The organism is Helcococcus sp. SA-HE-C1 (genome assembly GCF_985670335.1).
In genome coordinates this window covers 520203-545115 of sequence record NZ_OZ484652.1, presented here as the reverse complement: position 1 = coordinate 545115, position 24913 = coordinate 520203, and the positions used below count along the sequence as shown (strand labels likewise).

Annotated in this window: 20 protein-coding genes and 1 other annotated feature; of the genes, 3 read left to right on the top strand and 17 right to left on the bottom strand. The window is 28.9% G+C overall.

What is annotated here, in order from left to right; all coding sequences use genetic code 11:
• Positions 1-178 precede the first annotated feature (178 nt).
• The 8 genes from AC4KN9_RS02915 to AC4KN9_RS02880 form a co-directional block, all read right to left on the bottom strand.
• On the bottom strand, positions 179-325 hold the full coding sequence (locus AC4KN9_RS02915; RefSeq protein ID WP_491017164.1) for a hypothetical protein: 147 nt from the start codon (positions 323-325) through the stop codon (positions 179-181).
• A 378-nt stretch (positions 326-703) separates the two neighbouring features.
• Positions 704-976, bottom strand: coding sequence for a hypothetical protein (locus AC4KN9_RS02910; RefSeq protein WP_491017163.1), 273 nt, complete (start codon positions 974-976; stop codon positions 704-706).
• Positions 969-1244 carry an ADP-ribosyltransferase gene (locus AC4KN9_RS02905; protein ID WP_491017926.1) on the bottom strand — a complete coding sequence of 92 codons (276 nt, stop codon included), beginning with the start codon at positions 1242-1244 and terminating at the stop codon, positions 969-971. Before AC4KN9_RS02905 ends, AC4KN9_RS02910 begins: the two co-directional genes overlap by 8 nt.
• 6 nt (positions 1245-1250) lie before the next feature.
• Positions 1251-1418 carry a hypothetical protein gene (locus AC4KN9_RS02900; RefSeq protein ID WP_491017162.1) on the bottom strand — a complete coding sequence of 56 codons (168 nt, stop codon included), beginning with the start codon at positions 1416-1418 and terminating at the stop codon, positions 1251-1253.
• 132 nt (positions 1419-1550) lie between these two features.
• Positions 1551-1673 carry a hypothetical protein gene (locus AC4KN9_RS02895; RefSeq protein WP_491017161.1) on the bottom strand — a complete coding sequence of 41 codons (123 nt, stop codon included), beginning with the start codon at positions 1671-1673 and terminating at the stop codon, positions 1551-1553.
• A gap of 371 nt (positions 1674-2044) precedes the next feature.
• Positions 2045-2497 (bottom strand): NUDIX domain-containing protein, encoded by a 453-nt coding sequence (locus AC4KN9_RS02890; protein ID WP_491017160.1) that lies wholly within the window; start codon positions 2495-2497, stop codon positions 2045-2047.
• A 27-nt stretch (positions 2498-2524) separates the two neighbouring features.
• On the bottom strand, positions 2525-3436 hold the full coding sequence (locus tag AC4KN9_RS02885) for a phospholipase D-like domain-containing protein (protein ID WP_491017159.1): 912 nt from the start codon (positions 3434-3436) through the stop codon (positions 2525-2527).
• A gap of 51 nt (positions 3437-3487) precedes the next feature.
• On the bottom strand, positions 3488-4078 hold the full coding sequence (locus tag AC4KN9_RS02880) for a PLDc N-terminal domain-containing protein (RefSeq protein ID WP_491017158.1): 591 nt from the start codon (positions 4076-4078) through the stop codon (positions 3488-3490).
• Positions 4079-4188: 110 nt separating this feature from the next.
• Here AC4KN9_RS02880 and AC4KN9_RS02875 point away from each other — a divergent pair, with 110 nt between their 5' ends.
• Complete coding sequence (locus AC4KN9_RS02875; RefSeq protein WP_491017157.1) at positions 4189-4740, top strand: hypothetical protein; 552 nt, start codon at positions 4189-4191, stop codon at positions 4738-4740.
• Positions 4741-4798: 58 nt separating this feature from the next.
• Here the strand turns inward: AC4KN9_RS02875 and AC4KN9_RS02870 are convergent, their stop codons facing one another.
• Positions 4799-5044, bottom strand: coding sequence for a hypothetical protein (locus tag AC4KN9_RS02870; RefSeq protein ID WP_491017156.1), 246 nt, complete (start codon positions 5042-5044; stop codon positions 4799-4801).
• A gap of 121 nt (positions 5045-5165) precedes the next feature.
• Positions 5166-5391 (top strand) — a binding site (T-box leader).
• Between the two features lie 532 nt (positions 5392-5923).
• Between AC4KN9_RS02870 and ltrA the strand changes: the two genes are divergently transcribed.
• On the top strand, positions 5924-7177 hold the full coding sequence (ltrA, locus tag AC4KN9_RS02865) for a group II intron reverse transcriptase/maturase (RefSeq protein ID WP_491017113.1): 1254 nt from the start codon (positions 5924-5926) through the stop codon (positions 7175-7177).
• A 90-nt stretch (positions 7178-7267) separates the two neighbouring features.
• The gene (brnQ, locus tag AC4KN9_RS02860) at positions 7268-8578 is read left to right on the top strand and encodes a branched-chain amino acid transport system II carrier protein (RefSeq protein ID WP_491017155.1); all 1311 of its coding nucleotides are present in this window, start codon (positions 7268-7270) and stop codon (positions 8576-8578) included.
• Positions 8579-8612: 34 nt separating this feature from the next.
• On the opposite strand, the gene AC4KN9_RS02855 is transcribed toward brnQ, so the two are convergent.
• From AC4KN9_RS02855 to AC4KN9_RS02820, 8 genes are all read right to left on the bottom strand, one after another.
• Positions 8613-9722: a tetratricopeptide repeat protein gene (locus AC4KN9_RS02855; protein ID WP_491017154.1), complete on the bottom strand. Its 1110-nt coding sequence runs from the start codon at positions 9720-9722 to the stop codon at positions 8613-8615.
• Positions 9723-9724: 2 nt separating this feature from the next.
• Positions 9725-10447, bottom strand: a complete 723-nt coding sequence (locus AC4KN9_RS02850) for a hypothetical protein (protein ID WP_491017153.1) — start codon at positions 10445-10447, stop codon at positions 9725-9727.
• 9 nt (positions 10448-10456) lie between these two features.
• Entirely contained in the window at positions 10457-12148 is a 1692-nt protein-coding gene (argS, locus tag AC4KN9_RS02845) for an arginine--tRNA ligase (RefSeq protein WP_491017152.1), read from the bottom strand.
• A 2-nt stretch (positions 12149-12150) separates the two neighbouring features.
• Positions 12151-14523, bottom strand: a complete 2373-nt coding sequence (locus tag AC4KN9_RS02840) for an endonuclease MutS2 (protein ID WP_491017151.1) — start codon at positions 14521-14523, stop codon at positions 12151-12153.
• Positions 14523-15053, bottom strand: coding sequence for a cell division protein ZapA (locus tag AC4KN9_RS02835; RefSeq protein WP_491017150.1), 531 nt, complete (start codon positions 15051-15053; stop codon positions 14523-14525). The genes AC4KN9_RS02840 and AC4KN9_RS02835 overlap by 1 nt, the downstream gene beginning before the upstream one ends.
• A gap of 2 nt (positions 15054-15055) precedes the next feature.
• On the bottom strand, positions 15056-17443 hold the full coding sequence (gene pheT, locus AC4KN9_RS02830; protein ID WP_491017149.1) for a phenylalanine--tRNA ligase subunit beta: 2388 nt from the start codon (positions 17441-17443) through the stop codon (positions 15056-15058).
• An 8-nt stretch (positions 17444-17451) separates the two neighbouring features.
• Positions 17452-18474, bottom strand: coding sequence for a phenylalanine--tRNA ligase subunit alpha (gene pheS, locus AC4KN9_RS02825; RefSeq protein ID WP_491017148.1), 1023 nt, complete (start codon positions 18472-18474; stop codon positions 17452-17454).
• 216 nt (positions 18475-18690) lie between these two features.
• The gene (locus AC4KN9_RS02820) at positions 18691-24879 is read right to left on the bottom strand and encodes a G5 domain-containing protein (RefSeq protein ID WP_491017147.1); all 6189 of its coding nucleotides are present in this window, start codon (positions 24877-24879) and stop codon (positions 18691-18693) included.
• Between the last annotated feature and the right edge of the window lie 34 nt (positions 24880-24913).

Below are 24913 nucleotides of genomic sequence, written 5' to 3'. Positions count from 1 at the left end.
TATATCCGTATATATAAGATAAAAGTTATATATACGAATATATTTTATTATTTTTTATATCAAATCATATGTAATAATATTTTTCAGTTAAAATGTATTTAATTATATATATATAATGATAGTATTATATTTTGATCATCTGCACCATACTTTATACTCACAAGGATCGCTTGTTCTTTTACGCTTTATTTTTTAAATCGAATAATTCTCTCATGAGTACTATTTCATTTTTGCCGTTACGTCTTGATACTGAATAGCCAAACTTAGTATGCGTCCATAAGCCGTCTTCATTTATAGCTAACAAATCATCTAGCATATTTTTCACTGCATAACTTTGAATTTTCCTTTTTCATATAACGCTATTGCTTATTTTCCTTTTGTGACAGAATATGGTATTTTTACCGATTGAATAGGATTTTGATTACCTAATCTTTTATTTTTCATATCCTATCCTTTCAATCTAATAAAAATAGACAGTTTATAGACTTATCCAGGTCTTGTCATAAGGTAGCTAAATTCCTTGTTGACTTTATTTATTTTTGATTATGTTTTTTTATAATTTTATCCAGGATTTTTACTGTTATTTCCAATAATTTGTATGTTCCTAGTGCTAATATTACACTTTCTATTAATCCCAAAAATATATCCATAGTTACATCCTTGTACTAAAAAAGCACATCCAACCATTATTAGCTAGTGTGCTTTATAACCCATAATTCAATACATATTCCAACCTAGCAATTCCTGCGTCGGGATATTCTTTAAACTGCTCATTCAAATCAAATTGCCTTTGTATTTCGTACAACCATCTTTTTTTAGGTATGTTAAACTTTGAATTCGGTATTTTGTTCTCAAATCCATTTCTTATCTTTTGAAGTTCCTCGTCAGTATATTTTTTGCTTTTTAATTCCCCACTGATATATCTTTTATAATCAGATTTGATTTTAAGAGTTCTATACTTTTCTTTATTATTCAATTATTTCCACCTCCAATACTCCATTTTTATTGTTTAAAATTTTATACTTCTGTCCCCTGTGAATTAAAAATTCTTTCTCACTCTTATAATTCGAATGATTTCCTATATAAAAACCTTTTGTATTTTTGGGAGCATGTATAATAATTCGGTGTCCGTCTCCAAAGTAATTAAAAGTTTTATCGCTTATTAATGTACTTTTATATGTATCTATAACATTTGCATTTAACCAAGAATTAAACTCTTCTGAAGATACTCCTCTATATAACACCAAGTCTTAATCTAACTTATTTCTTGATAAAACCCTATCTATTTCTTTTACTCGCTGTAGTGTTTTAGTCCACTCAACATCATCATCAGGAAACAAAGCATTTCTCAAATATATATTTGTTATACCATAATAGTCACCCGAATATTTATAAATAGTATTTTGCTCACTTGCCAATAACTTTTTCCAATTTTTGTCAGACTCTTTTAATAACTATTTTTCGATTTTATCATCTGCAATTTGATAATCTTTTCTTTGATTACTTAACTCTATTCTTTCCTTGATTTTATCACTTTCATCAATATCTTTCTACTCTTTACTCCAAACATCTTGAGCTCTACCATTACCAGGTTTATATTCAACAGTACATCTGCAATACCTATGCCTTTTATAGACATTATCAGGAACATCAGGATAGTCGTACTCTCCCACAACTTGTCTACACCAATCACAACACTTGCCAAATTCTTTTCTTTTTATTTTAGGTTTTAATCCACTTTTGTATTGTAGTTCTGTATTGTGCTTTATGGCGTCATCAACAACTGATTGAGTAAAGTTAATTATAGGTTCTCCTAATAACCATTTTGTATCATTTAATTCTTTTTCTGCTATTTTCTAGCAAGCATCCTTAATTATCTAAAACCTCTATTTAATTTCTACGATGCATGTTAATATGCTTATAATTTATAACAATCTTCTTCATGTCTATATTTTTGTGGTGATTATATTTTGCATAAATTAATATTATTATAAGTTTTGTTTTGTATTGATATTGCTTTTAGTTTTACAATCTATAATTTATATTAAATATATTTTTCATTTACAAGTACGTTGTTGTCAAATTCAAGACAGATTTCAAAAAAAGTGCCATCAAATATTTTTAACAGGTAATTCATAGAATATGAGTGCCCTTGCATAGTCTTAAATTTTTCATAATTTTCAATTGACAATTTTCCTTCTCTATTTTCCGATATTAATTCTCCCTTAAAACCTTTTGCTGTATAAAGTAAACCAACTTCTCTTATTTTTTTATCTCTATGTATCCACTGAATTATTCCATTAAATTCAAGATTTAATACATCTAAATTAGTTTCTTCTTTTACTTCTCTTATCGCTGATTCTTCAAATGATTCAAATTCATCGACTTTACCTCCCGGAAATGTTAAACCCTCCCATCCATATTTTTTCTTTTTATCCAGTACAACTACATTATCTCCATCCAATATTCTAACCATATTCATTAATACTGTTTTCACGATACCTCCATGATATACTGATTTATTTTACATAAGTGGTGCAAGTAATTTTGTAACTTTACCTGCTAATCTGTAAACTATATTTATTTTTTTATATTCTTTTCTATCCATTTTTCTTGAAACTTCCAGTGTTCTAATAAAATCATTTTTTACATATTTTGATAGATTATCACAATAAACTATTATTGCATTTTCGTAATTAAGATGTAAACTTCTATAATCAAGATTTATTGAGCCAACTACGGAAATTTTATCATCTGATATTATTGATTTTGAATGCAAAAATCCAGGCGTATATTCATAAACTTCAATGTCATTATCAATTAATAATGGATAATAGGATCTTGCAACCATAAATGGAATTTTTTTATCTGCAACTCCAGGTATTAGTATTTTTATATCAACTCCTTTTTTAGAAGCTAATTTAAGTGCATTTATAATATTTACCGTTGGTACTAAATATGGAGTCATTATATATACATATTTTTTAGCCTGTAATAATATATCTACTATAACATTTTCCCCTACATTTTCTTCATCATTTGGTGAATCATCAAATGGTTGTACATAACTCTCAGATTCTAGTAAAATATTATTTTCTAAATAATTTTCTATATTTATTTCCTCTTTAGCATTAAGATTCCAAAGATAAAAATACATTATTGTTAAACTACGAACTGCATCTCCTTCAATTTTTAATCCATTATCCTTCCAATGTCCAAATCTTTCAGTTAAATTAATATATTCATCAGAAATATTTATTCCCCCTGTATATCCAATTTTATTATCTATTGATACAATTTTTCTATGATCTCTATTATTATGATATGTAGATAATATAGGTTTTACTGCGGCAAATACCATTATATCTATGCCTAAAGACTGCAAATATTCCTTATATCCACTAGGTAAATAATACTCATTTGTTCCATCATACATTAATTTTACTTCTACACCGTTATTAATTTTTTCGCTTAAAATAGCTAATATTTAATCCATCATTTTACCAGGTCTAATAATAAAAAACTCAATCAAAATAAATTTTTCTGCTTTTTTTAAATCTTTTAATAATGATTCAAAATAAGATTCTCCAGATGAAAAATATTCAGTATTTGTGCTACCATATAATGGATAATTTTGTTTTTTATAAAGATATTTCTTTAAGCCTAAGTTTATATTTTCATTGTCTATTTTATTATCTAGAACATCATGTTTATTTAGCAAATGTGCATTTTTTATCTTTATATTTTTTAATCTCCTTAACAGTCTTTTAGGCCCAGGAAGTCTATCTAATAGTATATATAAAAGAATTCCTGCAAAAGGAATCAGACTAATTACTATAATCCATGCAACACGGTAATCTATTGGTCTATCTATATTGATAAAGTATATTATCATTATAAATTTGAATATAGAAAGTAATTTATCAATTTCTATTTCATATTGACTAAATACTCTATAAAGATATACTAAAAAGGCCATTTGAAAAAAAATTAAAAAAGTTACAACTAATATTGGTTTTACTAAATGTTTTTTTTCCTTAAATTGTTTTAATCCGTTTAATTCATTTTTTTTACTCATTAAAAACTCCATTTCTATTGATACATTTATTATAGCAAAATTATTTAATTAAATTAAATATAATATGATTCTATACTTAATTATGTTATAATTTTAATAAGGAGATTAAAATGAAACAAAAAAAAATAATAGTAATTTTATTTTTAACATTATTTATTTTGACTGGATGCTTAAATCCTTTGAATATTAATGATAAACAAGCATTAGATGAAGCATTAAAAAATGATTATAATGTAGAAGATGATATAGAAAAATATAAACAAGATAAATTTAATACTATTTTCAAATTAGAGTCTGATAATAGTAACTCTTATATGATAATTAATCATGAAAACATTGATGTCAAAAAAATCACTCAAATACATATAATTAAAATTTTTGATAATGAGGCATCCAATATTGAAAAAGGTACTAAAGTCAAAAAAAGTATTCAAGTTGGTGAGGAGGGTAAGAATAGGTATAAAAAATTAAAATCTATTAATTTTGATTATAAAATAGCTAAAAATAAATATTATATATTTATTGATTTCGATAGAAATATTTTTATGGACGAAAATATTAAAAAGGAAGACTACAATAATATATTTTCTGATGAAATTATAAATTCAAATTTTGACCAAATAGAAAAATTATTGCTTTCTCAAGGTTTTAAAAGAATATAAAATATAACACCTCAATTTAGTTTTTTGATATTGAGGTGTATTTGTTTGTAATAAAATATTATAGTCCTATTAATAAAACTTGATCTTCTTCGTTTATTTCTAATTCATCTGCATTTCCAAAAATTTCTTCTATACCTTCCTTATCTAATAAAAAGTAGTCCTTAGCCTCTATTTCGATTTTTTCAGAATCAATAGTATTTTCTTTAACCTCTGTAAATTGAGCCTTATTTGATTCATCACTTTCAATAATAAAAACTTTTGTATATTTTTCTTTGTTTAATAACAATAATTCTCCAATCTGCATACTTCCTCCGATTTAATTTTCTACTTTCTATTTTACACTGTTTTTATATAAAATAAAAATCTTTAAAAAAGCTTGACAAATTTATTTAAAATATATAAAATCTTTTTAAGATTATACATTAAGAACAGAAAGAAAGAGTAAATAGTTTGATGTATCAGAGAACTGTCGGTTGGTGCAAGGCAGCTACGTAAAATTATTGAAAATCATCTTTTATTGTTAAATCCTGAAATAAGTAGGGTTTTACGCAGTAGTTCGCGTTAAAAGAACTAGATATTGATTGATATCTATGAGTGCTTTGTATTTTTACAAAGAATAAAAGGTGGTACCACGATTATTTCGTCCTTTATCCGTATGGATAAAGGATTTTTTTGGTATGACGGGCATGTCATCAATCTGTGGTGAAAGTCCACTAAGGGCGTAGTTGCCAACGAACCTCACAGTAATTCCCAAGGTTTGCACCGTGAGATGCAGGCGAGAAGAAGGGATAGCAAAATTGTAGCCTGACGAACAGAAACCTAATACTAAGGCTTGCACGGTGGACAAGCGGACCAAAAGTTGTGAAGTCCAAAAGGCAACCGTAAACCATGCAAGTAGATTAGGCAGGTAGACAAGGAAAGATTGATGGCTTATCCCGTGAGGTCTCACTAGCGAATAAGTAGTAACAACGAATAGTGAGAAGTCAGCAAAAGCCATAGTAGTATTGAAGCCTTTGTAATAGAGGTGGAGCGAAGGGCTGAATAATTCAAAGTCAAATGGACTTGCAAAAGTCTGTATCCATATCCGACGAGAAAATCGTACCAAAGACGTAACGGCGGAAAATTTTCACAGGAGTTAGGAGTAAGAGGATACAGAGCATAACAAAGAAAGGAGACAATCCAAATGTCAGAACTGCTAGAACAAATACTCAGTAGAGAAAACATGTTTGCAGCATTAAACAAAGTGAAAGCAAACAAAGGAGCAGGAGGAATAGATGGAATATCCACCGAAGAAATAGACCAACATCTCAAAAACAACTGGGTAGAAATTAGAGACAAAATTCGAAGAAGAAAGTATAAACCAAAACCGGTCAGAAGGGTAGAAATACCAAAACCAAATGGAGGTGTACGCAATCTAGGAATACCAACAGTAGTAGACAGAGTAATAGAACAAGCAATTGCACAAGTTCTAACACCAATAGCAGAACCACACTTTAGTGATAAAAGTTACGGTTTTAGACCAAATCGCAAAGCACAACAAGCGATAGTGAAACTTCTTGAATACTTTAACGACGGATACAGCTATATTGTAGACATAGACCTAGAGAAATTCTTTGATAACGTCCCACAAGACAAACTTATGACCTTGGTTCATAACCTCATAAATGACCCAAACACAGAATCCTTAATTAGGAAATATCTTAATGCGGGAGTAATGATAAAAGGAAATTATGAAGAAACACCCAAGGGAACACCACAAGGAGGAAATCTATCGCCCCTTCTAAGTAACATAATGCTAAACGAATTAGACAAAGAACTAGAAGCAAGAGGACTACACTTTGTAAGATATGCAGACGACTGCATAATAGCCGTAGGAAGTAGCGCAGCAGCTAACAGAGTAATGGCAACAGTAACAAAGTGGATAGAAAAGAAACTAGGACTAAAAGTAAATGCAACAAAATCCAAAGTTACAAAACCAATAAAACTAAAATATTTAGGATATGGTTTTTGGAAAGACAAAGCAGGATGGAAAGCAAGACCACACAAAGAATCAATCCGAAGGTTTCAAAGAAAGTTGAAACAGTTGACAAAGAGGAGTTGGTCAGTACCAATGACCTATAGAATCAACAGACTGAACCAAGTAATTAGAGGGTGGATAAACTATTTTAGACTAGGAGATATGAAGACGGTCCTTAGAAAGATAGATGAACGACTTAGAACAAGAATGAGAATAGTCATATGGAAGCAGTGGAAGACGAGTGGGAAACGCCTATGGGGACTTCGAAAGTTAGGAGTTCCGATGTGGATGGCAAAACAGTCAGTAGGATTTGGAGACCACTATCAAGCGGTTGCCAAAACCACAGGACTACATCACATAAACAAAGAAATCCTCGCAAAGCGAGGACTTCAAAGTTGTTTGGATTATTATTTGAATTAAACCGCTGTATGCCGAACGGCACGTACAGTGGTGTGAGAGGGGCTACATGTTAGCTCCTACTCGATTATAAACTAAAAAAAGGAGAGAATTATGAAAATAAAATTAAACAAATTTGAGTTTATAAGCATATCAATAATGTTATTTGGGTTATTTTTTGGTGCTGGAAACTTGATTTTTCCGCCTATCTTAGGTTACAATTCTGGAACAGAAACTTTAACTAGCTTTTTGTTTTTTTCACTTACTGCTATTCTATTTCCTATACTAGGTGTAATTGCAGTTGCTAAAACAGATGGTTTACAAAATCTTACACGAAGGGTCCATCCTACATTTGCTCTTATCTATACGTTATCTATATATCTTTCTATTGGACCTGGACTTGGCATCCCTAGAGCTGGTACTGTTCCATTTGAAATGGCTATAAGTCAGTATCTCTCACCGGATTCTAATATAATGCTGATTAGATTAATTTATACTTTTATATTTTTTCTAGTTGCCTATTTAATTGCTCTAAATCCAAGTAAATTGGTGCAAAGAATGGGAAAATTATTAACTCCTGTTTTAATTGGATTTATTGTATTACTATTTGTCGGTGTTTTATTTAATAATCCATCATCTATATCTGCACCAAAGGGTGAATATGCAAAAAACGCTGCAGTACAAGGATTTGTAGATGGTTATAATACTCTAGATGCCATTGCTTCTCTAAACTTTGGTTTAGTAATTGCAATAACTATAAGAAGGTATAATATTAATAATAAAAAAGATATTTTGAGTTATACTACAAAAGCTGGATTTTTAGCTGGTTTTATTTTGCTATTAGTTTATGCTATGCTAACATTTATTGGTATGCAAGTTTCAGGACTTGGAACAAAATTTACAAACGGTGCTCAAATTTTAACATTTTTAAGTCATCATGTTTACGGAAGATTTGGTTCTACACTTGTTATCCTGATATTCACACTTGCGTGTTTAACTACATCTATAGGTCTAATAGTAAGTATATCTGAATATTTTTCAACATTAACTATGAAAATTAATGAAACTCAATGGACTGCTATAATAACATTCTTTTCGTTTGTTGTTGCTAACTTTGGATTAGATTCAATTTTATCTGTTTCAGTTCCTATTTTAATAACAATATATCCATTTTCATTGGCAATTATATTAATGGGAGTACTAGAGTATAAGGTGAAATTTAGTAGAGCTTCTTATGTGGCTGCTGCTATTACATCATTTATAATAGCGACAGTTTCTGTTTTACAGTCTCAAAAAATAGAATTGCCTGTTGTAACTGCTTTATTTAATCTTTTACCAATGTCAGATAATGGACTAAATTGGATATTACCTACTTTAATTATAGTGATATTAACTCAACTAGTTACAAGTAAATCAAAGAAATAATCCAAAAAGCTAGAAGATTTTTATCTTCTAGCTTTTATGTTATCTTTTCTTTAATTTTCATTATTTGATTAAACATTTCATCTGATAAGTCTTGATACTCTAAGATAAAATCTAAATCTTCATTAGCTTTATCCAATTTATTTAATTCAATTAAAATTATTGCTCTATTGTACCTTAATTTTATTTCTGATGGATATTTTTCGATTGCATTATTAGCTATATGAAGAGCTTCTATATCTTTTCTTAAAATATATTTTATATATACTAAATCCGTATATAAAGTAGCAAAATCTGCCCCCTTATCTATTGCTTCTTCAAAGAATTTTTCAGATAATTCAGCATTTTGTTGATTCATATATGCTATTGCAATATAATATGAGATATCATATCTTGAAGAATTACGCCTTGCTTTCATAAGTAATTCAAGTGCCTTTCCGTAATCCATTTTATTAATATAATAAATTGAATCAGCGACTGCTACGTCTGGTTCTATCTTTTTCATTATAATTCTAATTTGTTCATTTATTTCTTCATTTTCAGAATTTTTTAAGGAGTTTTTGTAAAAATTATTTGCCTTTATATAATCTCCCATTGCTACACAAATATTTCCTAATTCAAAATTAGCTAATACATTATTTTTATTATAATTTAAAATTCTCTCAAGTATCCTAACGGATTGCTCGACATAAATTTGTCTTTCTTCTTTATCTTTAATATCAAGATTCCATAAAAACTTAGAATAATTATATGCAGCCAACTCATTTTTTTCATCTAACAAAAATGCGGCTCTAGAATAAATTAATGCTTTCTCATATCTTTGATCATTTTCCATGTTTTCTACTGCCTTTGATAGAGCATATTTGGATGGATTTTCTAATAATCTCTTTAATATGTTTTTATATTCATTTGCATATAAAAATTCTGAATCAATTGCAATTAAATAAAGAATTCCATTCACAATATATTCTATGCTAACTTCCTTTTGGAAATTATCATTTTGAAATCCATCTAACATTTCATCCAAAATTATTGGTAAGGGTATATCTTTTAATCCATTTTTTTCATATAATTTAATATTATCTTTTAATTCTATAAATGCTATTTGATCAGCTTTTGCTCTAAAATATTTTTCAATTATATCCATAGTTACCTAAAACTTCCTTGAAATTCTCTTTTTCTCATTGATGACCCATTTAATGTATAAAATAAATTTCCCTTAAATATAAAAGCAAACGCCAAAAGTAGTGAAACTACAATTAAATTAATTGTATATAATGGGGTATTCAAAAGTAATTCAAATGAAAAATATCTCATCAATACATCAAATCTGTATTGTAATTCTAAAAATAATAAAAGTATAATTATCCATTGAGCTATATTATTTTTAAGAAAATTAAAAATATCATAAAAGACATTTCCGCCATACGAATTTCCAATATATATACTTTCATAAAATACACTCATGATGATAAGCAAGGCGAAGTAAACTATAATATTTATAACACCTTGGTTTCCTACAAAAATAAATAACCATTCTGCTAGGACTATATAAAAATATGCACTGGAAACTTGTGAAAACCAGGTTTTATAACCATATATCATATTTTCAGTTCTAAATCTATCATATATAACAATATCTGATAAAATATTTATTATTGCTGACATAAACACCACTCTAACCGCATACCTAACAAATCCTAATATAAATCCTGTTGAACCTCTACCTACACTTAATATATTTAATATTAGGGATTCTCCTACATTCATAAGTATTAAAAGTATTGCTAAAATCGGAATAAATACTATTTTTGCCATTGATTTTTTTAATGCGTGCTTATTTACATTAATTACGTCATTTATTAAATTCATTATTATCTCCTACATTTTATCTGGCGCTTTAATGCCCAATAAGTTTAATAATATAGCAATGCTTGTTTTAGTTGCATATACTAATAGCAATCTCGCCTCTTTCTCTTCATCACTAGAATTCATTATATTTACATTATTATAAAATGAATTGAAATTTTGAGCCAGTTCTGTTACAAATCTAGTTATTATAGATGGTTCTCTTTTTTCTTCAGCAGTTTTTACTATGCTAGGTAATCTATATAATGTCTTTACCAATTCAATTTCTTGTTTTTCTTTCAGTAAAGAATATTGTACTTTATCAGTGATTTCATTATCAAATTTTTCTAAAATTTGATTTGCCCTTGCATGAGCATATTGTACGTATGGACCTGTCTCGCCCTCAAAGTTTAATAGTTGATCCCAATCAAATACATAATCTTTAATTCTAGTATTAAATAATTCTTGGAATTTTACTGCTCCTATTCCTATTTGATTAGCAATTTCCTCTTTATTTTCTAAGTCTGGATTTCTTTTTTCTATTATATCTTTTGTCTTATCTATAGCTTTATTTAATACATCTTCTAGAAATACAACATTTCCACGTCTTGTTGAGAGAGTTTCTCCCTTTAAGCTAACCATTCCAAATTGAATATGTTCACAATCACTAGCCCATTCAAATCCCAATTTATCAAGAATATTGAAAAGCATTTCAAAATGAAGATTTTGTTGTGTAGCTACTACATAAATATTTTTATAGAAATTATAATGTTCTTTTCTATACGTTGCAGTAGCAAGATCTCTTGTAATATATGCTGATGAGCCATCGCTCTTAAAAATTAAGGCAGGTGGGTTATTTTCTCCCATTTCAATTACTTGAGCACCTTCAGATTCTTTTATCAATTCACTATTTTTAATAATTTCTCTAATATAAGGAATAAATTGTGCGTGATAGTGTTCTCCATTATATGATTCAAAATTAATGTCTAAAATATCATAAACTCTATTAAATTCTTTTAGACTTATTTCCTTAAACCACTTCCAAGTTTCGATAGCAAATTCATCACCACTTTCTAATTTTTTAAACCATTTTCTAGCATCATCTCTTAAGGCTGGATCTAATTCAGATTCTTTAGTGTGCCTTACATAAAGCCTTAATAATTCTCTTATTGGATCTTTATCAATAGCCTTTTTATCTCCCCATTTTATATATGCAGAAATAAGCACACCAAACTGTGTTCCATAGTCACCAAGGTAATTTATGCTTTCCACGGTATAGCCTAAAAATCTAAAAATTCTTTTAAGTGAATCGCCTATTACGGTAGATTTTATATGACCAATATGGAAAGGTTTAGCAATATTAGGTGCACTATAATCAAGCAATATTGTTTTCCCCTTACCTTCTGTTGAAGATCCATATTTTGTATTTTCTTTAAAAATTTGTTTCAATACACTTTCATTAAATTTAACTTGGTCTACATGAAAATTAATATAGGGGCCATCTGCTTTTATTTTATCAAAATAGGGAGAATTTATTTTCTCTGCTAAATCTGTTGCTATTTGAACAGGTGCTTTTCTCAATGATTTAGCTAATCTAAAACATGGAAACGCAAAATCACCAAGTTCCGACTTGGATGGTCTTTCAATACACTTTAGAATCTCATCATTTGTCATATCAATATCTTGCTTTGCAAGAATTTTTACAATCTCATCTTTATAATTCATATCTATTTCAGTATTACTACAGTAATCCCTGCTCCTCCTTCTTTATCATTACCAATTCTAAATTCTTCTACATAATTACTCTTTTTAAGGTACTCTGTAACACCTTTTCTCAAAGCTCCCGTTCCTTTACCATGTATTACATAAACCTTTTTAAGACCTTTTAGTATTGAAGAATCAAAAAATTGTTCAATTTTAGGAATAGCTTCATCAACATTGTGACCTCTTAAATCTAATTCCTGTTGTATTTCTTCATTTGAAATATTTTTCATTAATTTTCTATAGGAAGATTGTGATTTGTCTTGTTCAATATCTTCATTAGTTTTTGCAATATCTCTTATATTTATATTAAATTTAAGAATGCCCATTTGCACAATTAAATCTCCCTTATTATCTGGAAGTGTCTGCACTACTGCTAAATCATCCATTGAAAGAACTTTAACCGTCTCTCCAACTTTCACTTTAATTATTTTATTATTTTGGGGTTTTTGAAGTGTTTTTTGATTATAAGAGCTGCTTACTTTTTTGTATTTATCAGAGATTGTTGTATATGCTCTATCTATTTCCCTACTATCCTTCGATTTATTTTGTTTTTTAGCAATCTGTATCATCTCTTTTGATTCTTTAATTGCTTTTTCTAAAATTTTTCTAGCATCCTCTTTAGATTTTTCAATTTCTTTTTCTGCCCTTTTACGTTTATTATCTATATCTCCATTAAAATCATCTACAAGTTTTCGATATTTAATTTTTTGTATATTTACCTCATCTAATTGTTTGTCTAATTCCAATTTTTGTTTTTCTATATCAGATATTATGTCTTCAAAATCTCTATTATCGTTACTTATATATGTGTTTGCTCTTGATAATATTGTTTCATCAAGTCCCAAACGTCTTGAAATTTCAAAGGCATTTGATTTACCAGGCCTACCAATTATTAATTTATAAGTTGGTGATAATGTTTCGACATCAAATTCAACATTGGCATTTTGTACACCTTCTGTTGACATTGCATAAAGTTTTAGCTCACTGTAATGAGTTGTAGAAACTATTAGTGATTTTTTCTTCATTAGTGTGTCAATTATAGACATTGCTAATGCCGCTCCTTCCACGGGATTGGTTCCATTTCCTAACTCATCAAAAAGCACTAACGATTTATCATTAGCTTTATCTAAAATTCTAACTATATTTGTCATGGAAGCTGAAAAAGTTGATAATGATTGATCAATGCTCTGATTATCTCCTATATCCGTAAATATATCATTGAATATTGCAATTTTTGAAAATTCATTACAAGGTACATATAATCCCGATTGTGCCATCAAAGTAATTAAGCCCAATGTCTTTAGGGTCACTGTTTTACCACCAGTGTTTGGCCCTGTGATTATTAAAGATTTATATTTTTCTCCCAATCTTATATCTATTGGAATAACTTTTCCTTTTAATAATGGATGTTTTGCATTTTTTATATCTATTATCTTATCAACATTCAATATTGGTCTTGTATATCCTTTTTCCATCGCATATTTAGCTTTAGCAAATGTAAAATCTAGGTCAATTAAAATATATTGATTTTTTCCTATATCTTCATGATAAGATAAAACTAGTTCTGATAGATTTTTTAATATTTTTCTTATCTCTTCAGTTTCTTGAATTTCTAAATCTCTAATTTTATTGTTGATTTCAACAATCGCCATTGGCTCAATGTATACAGTCTGTCCAGATTGTGATATATCATGTGTTATGCCTGGCACCTTTGATTTAGCACCTATTTTAACTGGCACAACATATCTGCCATCTCTCATTGTTACAAATTCATCTTGAAGACTTACATTATCACTTTTTAATATTGAATTTAACTTGGATTTAGCCTCGTCATTTTTATCTTTAATACTACTTCTAATATGATAAAGTTCTTTTGACGCATCATCAGCTATAGTTTCTTCATCAACTACAATTCTTTCAATTTCTTTTTGAACTCTTAAATTTGTATAAAGTTTAGAGATATCTTCAACTACTAAATTAGTTTCTCCTTCTAAATTTTCGTATTCATCTACATAATCTTTTAAGCTTTGAGACACTCTTAGCGAGTTTGCAATATTTAATAATTCTATATTATCTAAAATTGCATTTTTCTTTAATCTATCGATAATTATTTTTAGGTCGTATATTCCAAACAAAGGTGGAAATAAGTATTTTCTAATTAATTCTATTGCATTAGATGTCTTTGTCTGAAAATATTCTATCTTTTCAATATTTGTATATGGATAAATTTTAGAAACTCTCTTTTTAGCTAATGATGAACTGCAATATACTTTTAACTCTTCAATTATTTTATCCCATTCTAATGTAGAAAATGTATTATTTTCCATAAATACCATTACTTTCTATTTCTTAATTCTGTTATTTGTTTTTTTAATTCTTTAATTTCTTTTTCCTGACTAAATAAAGAATCAAATAAATCTTTATTTTCCTTTTCTAGTCTTGTAACTTTAGATTTATCTTCTTCTATCAATGATGATAATTTTTTATTTTCTAATGATAACTCTTCGATTCTTTTTTTATACTTTTCATTACTTTCTTTAATGTCATTAATAGTACTTACTGTAGTATTATATACACTGTAAAGATGAGAATATTGTTCTTTTAGTGGTTCATAATTTTCTAAAGCTTTTGATGCATTTTCTTTTATATTATTATATTCATTTCTAATAGAAAATAATTCGTCAGCAATATTTATAGCTGCCAAAGTTGCATACATAACTCTATTGTTATATTTGATCAATCCTCTAGCCTCTTTTATTCTCTCATTAACATTTTCTACAATTTTTTCTGATTCTTCTTTACTTTTATCAGTATGCAAAACATAATTATTAAAGTCTATAACGAAGTCATATTTGTATTTAGCCATTATTAACTCCTTAATTCAGTATTAAATGTAGATTTTAATCCATTTTCAATATTCTTAAATGCTTGTTTAATATCCTTATCTTTTAATGTAGAGTCTTGAGATTGGAAAAGAATTTTATATGCTAGCGATACTTTACCTTTCTCTATTTGCTCACCCTTATATCTATCGAATAGTTGAACACCCACTAGGTATTCCCCTCCATTTTCATTGATTACATCAATGATTTGCTGTGATTCTATATCTTCATTTATAATGAATGCAATATCTCTCTCTATAGTAGGGTATTTTGAAATCATTTTATATTGAATATTTGAATTTATAAATTTTATCATTTTATCTAAATTTAATTCACTTATATATACTCTTTTTTCTATCTCGAAATTATTAACTACAAATGGTGAAATTTCCCCTATTACACCAATACTTTCTCCATTTATAATAATATTCGCTGTTCTTCCAGCATGGAAAATAGGATTATTTTCTTCTCTCTCAAATCTGACCTTTTCAATACCAAATTTATTAAATAAATTTATTAACACATTTTTTAAATAGTAATAGTCATAATTCCCCACCATTCCTATTGTCAATAATTTATTTTCTAACATTTGTCGATTATCATTGTGGTGAAATGTATTTCCAACTTCATAAAATCTTAAATCATTTTGTTTATTATTTAAATTTCTTTTTATTACGCCTAACATATTTCCTATTAAAGTTGTACGCATAACTGAATAGTCTTCACCTAAAGGATTTAAAATTTTGATTACATCACGTAATTTATTACCATCTTCAATATTTAAATTGTCAAATTGTTTTTTTGAAATAAATGAATAAGTTAAAATTTCTGTAAAACCTTGAGCATACACAGTATTTCTAATCTCATCCTGAAACTTCCTTATATTAGATTTAATACCTTGCGTTAATTCTCCCTTTAATGGCTTAGGCTTAATATTATGAAATCCATACAATCTACCAATTTCTTCAATTAAATCTACTTCAAGTTGTAAGTCTTCTCTGAAATATGGAATTGATACTTTAAGTTCCTCACCTTCAATTTCAGAATCAAGTTCTAGTGAATCTAAATATTTTTTAGTGTTCTCAATACTTAAATCTAATCCTAGTATTTGATTAACTCTATCATTTCTTAATCTTATAAATTTTTTTTCAAACTTAAATTCTGTCGCTGAATGTATACCTTCCACTACAGTACCGGAATTAGTTTCTGAAACTAAATATAAAAATCTTTTTATTCCATATTCTGCATTTTTAGCTGGAACTCCTTTTTCAAATCTAGAAGAAGCCTCTGTTCTAAGCGTTAATCTTTTTGATGTCTTTTTAATGTATTCACTATCAAAACAAGCTGCCTCAATTAAAATATTTTTTGTATTATCACTTACTTCTGTATTTGCCCCTCCCATAATTCCTGCAAATCCTATTGGATTGGAGTTACCGTCACAAATAACTATATCGCCATTTTTTATAATTCTTTTTTCATTATCAAGCGTGGTTAATTCCTCGCCATCTTTATCTTCTCTAACTATAAGTGAATTACTTTCTATTTTATCTAGATCATACACGTGTAATGGTTGTCCATATTCTAGCATTACATAATTTGTAAAATCAACAATATTATTTATTGGTCTTATCCCTGCGTCTCTTAGATAATTTTGAATATACATAGGAGAGTTTTTTATTTCTACATCTTTTACAACTGCCGTTAAAAATCTTTTTACATTTTTTGATTCATTCTTAACACCTTTAAAAAGGTCATTATATTTACCCACTTGATTTGAAATTTCTAATGAAGGCTCTAAAATTTTCTCTTGAAAAACTGCTGCAACTTCTCTTGCCATTCCAATTATCGATAAACAATCTGGTCTATTTGGTGTTATTTCAAATTCAATCGTCTCTCCATCTAAGTCTAAATATTGTATTGCATCATTTCCAATTTTTGCCTCTTTATTAAGTATTATTAAACCATCTTGTGAATTTTTTAAGACATGGTCTTCATTTACACCTAATTCTTTATAACCACAGAGCATGCCTCTTGACAAAACTCCCCCTAAGGTTGCTTCTTTTATTTCTACACCAAAAGGTAGTTTTGCTCCTATTTTAGCAAAAACTACTTTATCTCCTTTTTTCATATTCGTTGCACTACTTACAACTGTTAACTTTTCTTCACCATAATCGATATCTACTAAATTTAATTTATCTGAACTTTCACTTTTTTTAATATCGAGTATTTCAGCAACTACAAGTTTACTCATATCTTGATATGAATTTATTGACTCAACATGTGAACCTGAATCTGTAACTCTATTAGCAATTTCTCTAGTACTAATATTATCTAAATTCAGATAGTTCTTAAGCCATTTTACAGGTACTAACATCTTTCCTCCTAAAACTGATCTAAAAATCTCTTGTCATTTTCATATATTAATCTTATATCATCTAGTCCATACTTAATCATAGCGATACGATCTACTCCCATACCAAATGCAAAACCAGTGTATTTTTCACTATCTATACCACACATTTCTAAAACATTGGGATGTACCATACCGCATCCTAGTAACTCCATTGACCAACCTGTATTATGGCATATATCACACCCTTTACCTTTGCAATTAAAGCATGAAACATCCACCTCCATTGAAGGTTCAGTAAAAGGAAAATAATGAGGTCTAAATCTTGTTTGATATTCTTCGCCAAATAGCTCTTTTATAAATACATTTATAGTATCTATTAAATTTGCCATAGAAACATTTTCACCAACTACTAGACCTTCAATTTGATGAAACATTGGAGAATGAGTTGCATCTAAATCATCAAATCTAAAAGTTCTACCTGCTGAAACCATTCTAATTGGTAACTCTTGAGTAAGCATCGTCCTAACTTGTACTGGAGAAGTATGTGTTCTTAATAAATTCTTATTGTCTATATAAAAAGTATCAGACATATCTCTTGATGGATGATTTAATGGCGAGTTTAATTTATCAAAATTATTTTCCACTGTTTCAATTTCCGGACCATCAATTACAGAAAAACCCATATATCTAAATAAATTTTCGAGTTCTTCCATAGTCTGATTCAATGGATGTCTATGTCCTATTGGTAGGCTGTCCGTATTCGCAGTAACATCAATTTTTTCTGATACAATCCTTTCTCTTAAATTTTTCCACTTGAAATCTTCTTTTTTATTATCAATGGAATTTGAAATTTTATCTCTTATTTCATTTGCTAATTTACCAATAATAGGTCTTTCTTCTTTTGAAATTTTACCCATTTCTCTTAATAAAAAGGTCAATTCTCCCTTTTTCCCAAGTACTTTAACCCTCAATTCTTCAAGATGTTTCTCATCTGTTGCATTTTTTATTATCTCTAATGATTTTAATTTAATTTCATCTAATCTTTCTTTCATTATTATCCTCCATAATCTTTTTTATTATATCATAAATCGCTAAAAATGCGTACATTATGATTATAAAATAATTTTAGACTAATCTAGGATTATCAAACTTATGTGACAAGAAAGCAATCTAATATATCGTTAAATCATATTTAAACTGTTTTAAATAACAAAAAAAGTCGCTCAGAATAGATTTACTCTACTCTCAAGCAACTTCTTTATCTTAAACTATTTTCTTTTTCTAAGTCCTAGGTATGCTGCAGCTGATGCTACCATAACTAGTGCCGCTCCTGCAATTCCTGCATCTCCAGTACCTGGATTTTCTGGTTTTGAAGGTTTTAATTCTTTTGATGTTTCTTTTGGTGTATTACCTTCTCCTTTTGATTCTGTAGGAGCTTCGGGAAGTGTTTCCTGAGTTTCTGCTTCTCCTTTTGATTCTGTAGGAGCTTCAGGAAGTGTTTCCTGAGTTTCTGGTTGTCCCTTACTTGATTCAAATGTTCCAACTGCAACTACTTCATCTTGTGCTTGTTCTAACACTTCTCTTTCAAGAACTTCTCTTCCAGTAAATTTCCCTGTACTTGGATTTACCACATATTTATATGTGTATTTTACAAGTCCATTTTTACCAGTTTGGATTACTTTTCTTTCTCCCTTAGTTAATAGGTTATCGGTAGTTTCTTGATGTCCGTGATTTAGTGTGACTTCTTCTACCTTTTTAGCACCTACACCAATTACTTTATCTCTAGCTTCTTCTGTTTCACGTAATTGTTCTCTCTTATTACTTAGTGAACCATCTTGTGGGTTTACATCATATTGGTATTTAATTGTTTCAGTCCCTGTTTTCCCTTCTACTAATACCTTCTTTTCACCAAATGCTAAATCTTCTTTTGGTTGATAAGTTGTATTAAAGTCGATTGGGTTTTTTGTGGTTTCAATGTTACCAATACCAACTACTTTTTCTTCTAAAGTTTGATTTTCAATTGTAATCTTCTTAACTTCAGATAGTCCGTTTATATCTTTTTTATTTGGTGATTCTCCAGGTTTAAATACACTACCTTTATCATCCATTAGATATATTTCATAGTATTTGTTAATACGGTTTTTACCTTCAGTCTTTGTTTTTTCTTGTTTGAAGTCTAGTGTATCATCTGCTTCATAGCGTGTTGTAAAGTTGTCAGTTTCATTAATCATTTGACGATTATTTACATACTCTATTCTATGATTTGTAGTTTCACTTATTACTTCTTCTCTAGGATTTGTAGTTTCACCAGTTTTTGGATTTACTTCATAAGTTACTTTAAGTTTCTTTGTTCCTTCACTTCCTTCATTTTTTACATAGCTTTGTCCAAATGCCAAGTCTTCTGGAAGTTCGTCTTTAGTAATACCATCTGCTAGTGTACCGTCTTGTTTGTATAGCTTTTTGTAGATAGTTTGCATTGGTATTGCTTCAGTTTTATTTTCTACGTTACCTACACCAAATACTTTATCTCTAGCTTTTTCTTCTGTTTCACGTGATTGTTCTCTCTTATTGCTTAGTGAACCATCTTGTGGGTTTACATCATATTGGTATTTAATTGTTTCAGTCCCTGTTTTCCCTTCTACTAATACCTTCTTTTCACCAAATGTTAAATCTTCTTTTGGTTGATAAGTTGTATTAAAGTCGATTGGGGTTTTTGTGGTTTCTACGTTACCTACACCAACTACTTTTTCTTCTAAAGTTTGATTTTCAATTGTAATCTTCTTAACTTCAGATAGTCCGTCTATATCTTTTTTATTTGGTGATTCTTCAGGTTTAAATACACTACCTTTATCATCCATTAGATATATTTCATAGTATTTGTTAATACGATTTTTACCTTCAGTCTTTGTTTTTTCTTGTTTGAAGTCTAGTGTATCATCTGCTTCATAGCGTGTTGTAAAGTTGTCAGTTTCATTAATCATTTGACGATTGTTTACATACTCTATTCTATGATTTGTAGTTTCACTTATTACTTCTTCTCTAGGATTTGTAGTTTTACCAGTTTTTGGATTTACGTCATAAGTTACTTTTATTTTCTTTGTTCCTTCACTTCCTGCATTTTTCACATAGCTTTGTCCAAATGCTAAGTTTTCTGGAAGTTCGTCTTTAGTAATACCTTCTGCTAGTGTACCATCTTGTTTGTATAGCTTTTTGTAGATAGTTTGCATTGGTATTGCTTCAGTTTTATTTTCTACATTACCTACACCAACTACTTTTTCTTCTAAAGTTTGATTTTCAATTGTAATCTTCTTAACTTCAGATAGTCCGTCTATATCTTTTTTATTTGGTGATTCTTCAGGCTTAAATACACTACCTTTATCATCCATTAGATATATTTCATAGTATTTGTTAATACGGTTTTTACCTTCAGTCTTTGTTTTTTCTTGTTTGAAGTCTAGTGTATCATCTGCTTCATAGCGTGTTGTAAAGTTCTCAGTTTCATTAATCATTTGACGATTATTTACATACTCTATTCTATGATTTGTAGTTTCACTTATTACTTCTTCTCTAGGATTTGTAGTTTCACCAGTTTTTGGATATACGTCATAAGTTACTTTTATTTTCTTTGTTCCTTCACTTCCTGCATTTTTCACATAGCTTTGTCCAAATGCTAAGTCTTCTGGAAGTTCGTCTTTAGTAATACCATCTGCTAGTGTACCATCTTGTTTATATAGCTTTTTGTAGATAGTTTGCATTGGTATCGCTTCAGTTTTATTTTCTACATTACCTACATAAGTTATTAAATTACCAGCTTGATTTCTTTCAGTGGTTTCATTTTTTTGATTAAATGCTATATCTTCTTTTGGTAAGAATACTCTATCTGCTTCTAGTACTTCAAATGGTACGGTTAGTTCTGTGAATTTATCAGTCATATGCTCATCAACAATCTTAAATGTCACGCTATATCCACTTCCAACTTTTGTTGCTTTATTGTCAGTAAATGGATTGTTATCGTCCTTAAATGTATGTGTCACACGTGATAAATCGATATCTCCAGTATTTTTATCATTTGCATATAGCATTTGTTTTAATTCATCAAGAGTTGTCCCATATTTTAATTGTAGGGCGTTTATTTCTTTGTCAACTACTTGACCAGCCTGGTTATAGAATTTAACGTTTGTTTTTTGAGTATTTGCATCATCAGGTTTTACACTTACTTTGTTTGTAGCATTATTTACATAGTCTTCTTTTACGGCAAGTGTTGGTAGTACCCCTGTACCGTTTACTATTTCTTTAGCAACTGGATCTCTTCTTACTGGTTCATCTACTCTCACTGGATTATCTTCATCAACTATTACACCATTTCTTTGTTTGTAGTGTTTTGTTGTTGCAATATTTCCATCACGACCTTCAGTTACTCTTTGTTCACCTTCTGGTACTGCTGGATTTTCAGTTACATTTTCTCCGTGAGGTATAGCAACATTAGTTGTAACTGCTTTTAATGGTGCAATCTTAAATGTTGATATATTTGGAGATGATACCACTTTTGTTTTTGTATCATACAAGCTTACATATGACTTAAAGTCTACATCATATCCAATGTCTTCATTAGGTGTTAATACTTTAAGTTTAATCTCATCAACTGTATATGCTGGAAGTGGACTTTTACGCTCTAGTTTAACTGCTGTAATATCTTGTAAATTAACAGCATCGTTTTGTTTGGTAACTTGTGTCCATGTAGTGTTATCATGCGTACTACTTTCACTTAGTGTATCTGTTGTATAGTAGACATTGTAGTTATCATTTTGTGGTAATTCTTTCAAATACACATCATGATTATTTGTCTGAGAGCCAGTGAATGTATATCCATTTTTTCTTGGTAAGAAGAATATAAATCCTTTATTTTCTTGAACTACACTATCTAGATTAATAAATGATGCTTTTAGATAGACATCTTCATTGTGAAGTACCGAACCTACAGTATCAGTATTTTTGTAGTTTTCATCTTGTGATGTTGAGAATGAATGCTCTAGACTTAGTCCCTGTGGCATTACAATTTGACCCGTAAATGTCAGAGATGATTCGCTACCTTTTTTTAGTGTATCCGGAACTTGAAGTTTCTCCGGTGTATCTTCTACAAATACGCTATATTTCATACTAATATTTGCTGTTGAAAATTTTTTACCCTTGAAAATACCTTCTGTAGCTGTGGCAGGTGCTCTTAAAATCTTACCTACTAAATTACCATCAACATGATCAGTAGAAAACGCTTTATATGCATCTACATTAGTTAATGTAGCGGTGTATACAGTTTTATCACCTTCAGTAGTTTTCTCGTATGAAAATCCTTCGACATTCTTGAATTCAGAATAGTCAATTTCAAGACCTGGTGTTACTTCTGCTTTCATGGTTACTTTACCAATATTATATGCACCTTTATAACGTTCTTTATCTAGATGACGAAACCTAGATAAAGAGTACCCGTTAGGGGGTATATATCCAAAATCAGTATTTAAATGATATTTACCAATTTGTATAGTTTGATTCAACCTATTAAATGATAATTCCCTACCATAATTGTAACTGGGCGATGATACTTTTAAATCCTGTAAAATTCCCGGGACTATTTGTGCAAATGCTGGACCTGTAACAATAGAAGCCTCTTGTTTGTCGTTATTATATACAGATGATACATCATGAATTGACTTTTGAAAAGTTCTTGCTTGTGTAGGCTTTTCAAAGAATTGTTCAGCTTTATCTATGTCGACTACATCATAATCTACTCTAATATATTTAAAAATCTCATCTTGATTTCCAGATTTAGGTAAATTTATAGGTTCTACAAATTTTACGTCAATAGTATATTTCGATACATCGTCACTCAATGTATTTTCATAAAAGCCTTCTTTTTCAGTAGATTTATTTAATACTGTATCATTTATTTTTACAATAATATCTTTATCTTTAATTTGTTCTTTAGCATCGCCAACAAAAGATATACTTTTTATCTTGTATAGTGGTTTATTTTCACTATCTGTAGGCATGGTAATTTCTTTTTTAATATTGGTAAATGTAAGTTTATTATTTTTACCTTTTTGAACAAATATTTGACTATTGAATACATTTGATATTATCTCTGGATTTTTTTTATATTCTTTTTTTAGGATTTCTATAGATGGAAATCCTAAACAATCATTATAGTTGTGTCCAATTTTATTGGGTTCTTTTAGACCTGTATTTCTGAAATACCAATAAAATTTATCTTCATAGTTTATAGTTTCTCCAAAAATCGATGCTGACATTCTAAGTGTTTTTTGTTTCTCAATCGGAGGTGCACCATAACTATCGATATGAAACTTACTAAAAATAAATTGCTCTGGATTTTCAACTAATGGATCCGTTCCCGAATGTTTAATCTCAGAGATAGTTAAATCTAACTCATATTCTGAAGAATCGTTTTTATGAACTATTTTATTAGAAAATGCTACATTGTATGTTGTTGCATTTATTTTTTTTGTATTATATTTCGATGTTAAATCTTCTATTGTAACTTCCTTCAATTCAGAAGGAAATCTTATTTCTGAGCTTATATTAGATACATATGCTGGTCCTTTATGAGCATCTTTACCTCTAAATCTTGAATTGAAAGTTAAATGCAAATTCTTACGTTCTATAGTAGGGGCTTCTGGATTTAAATCTTGATATCCAAGTATTCTTTTATTTGAAACCTTGTCCCCTGAATCATAAACATCTAGTCTAGTATTAATTAAATCTGCTTCTGTTAATTTAAGCAGTCCTTTTTGTTCCACTTGCATTTTAGTGTCTATAAGTTTATTATCTACTTTGCTTAGTGTTACTCTTAGGTTCTCAACTAATTTAGCATATGAATCTGTTTTAAACTCCAAAGGAATTGAACGGCTATAAGTGGAAGTTATATTTTTAAGATTTATTTCAATATACTGATTATTCTCTCTAGTATAACTTTTAGTATCTTCAACATTATTCAATTTAAGATAAATCTTATTTGAGTCACTTTCATTTTCTTCTTTATTAGATACTTCTGTAGGAAGTGATAATTTTAATGAAACGTCTTCAATATCTTTAGCACCTGAGTAAGTAATATTTAATCTTTTATGACGCCAATCACTAACATATTCCCCGTTATATCTTTCTTTTTTATTTGCTTCAACATCATCTATTAATTCAAATCTAAATCCGTCTTTTTCAAAAACTACTTTTCCATCTCCATCAGGTTTTTGTACTGCTACGTCAGTATCAGCTTGATTGGTGTTTTCTCCACCTTGGGTAGCTTGTCTATCTACCCCCCCCCTTGATTCTTGGGCATTTACCGTGAATGCACTTGAATTAATTAACATTGCACCAACTAAGGCACTAATTGTAAATTTCTTGATGGTATTTAAAATAAATTTTTTGTTTATTTTTTTCTTATCATCCATTTTCCCTCCTATTAAAATAAGTTACTAATTTTTG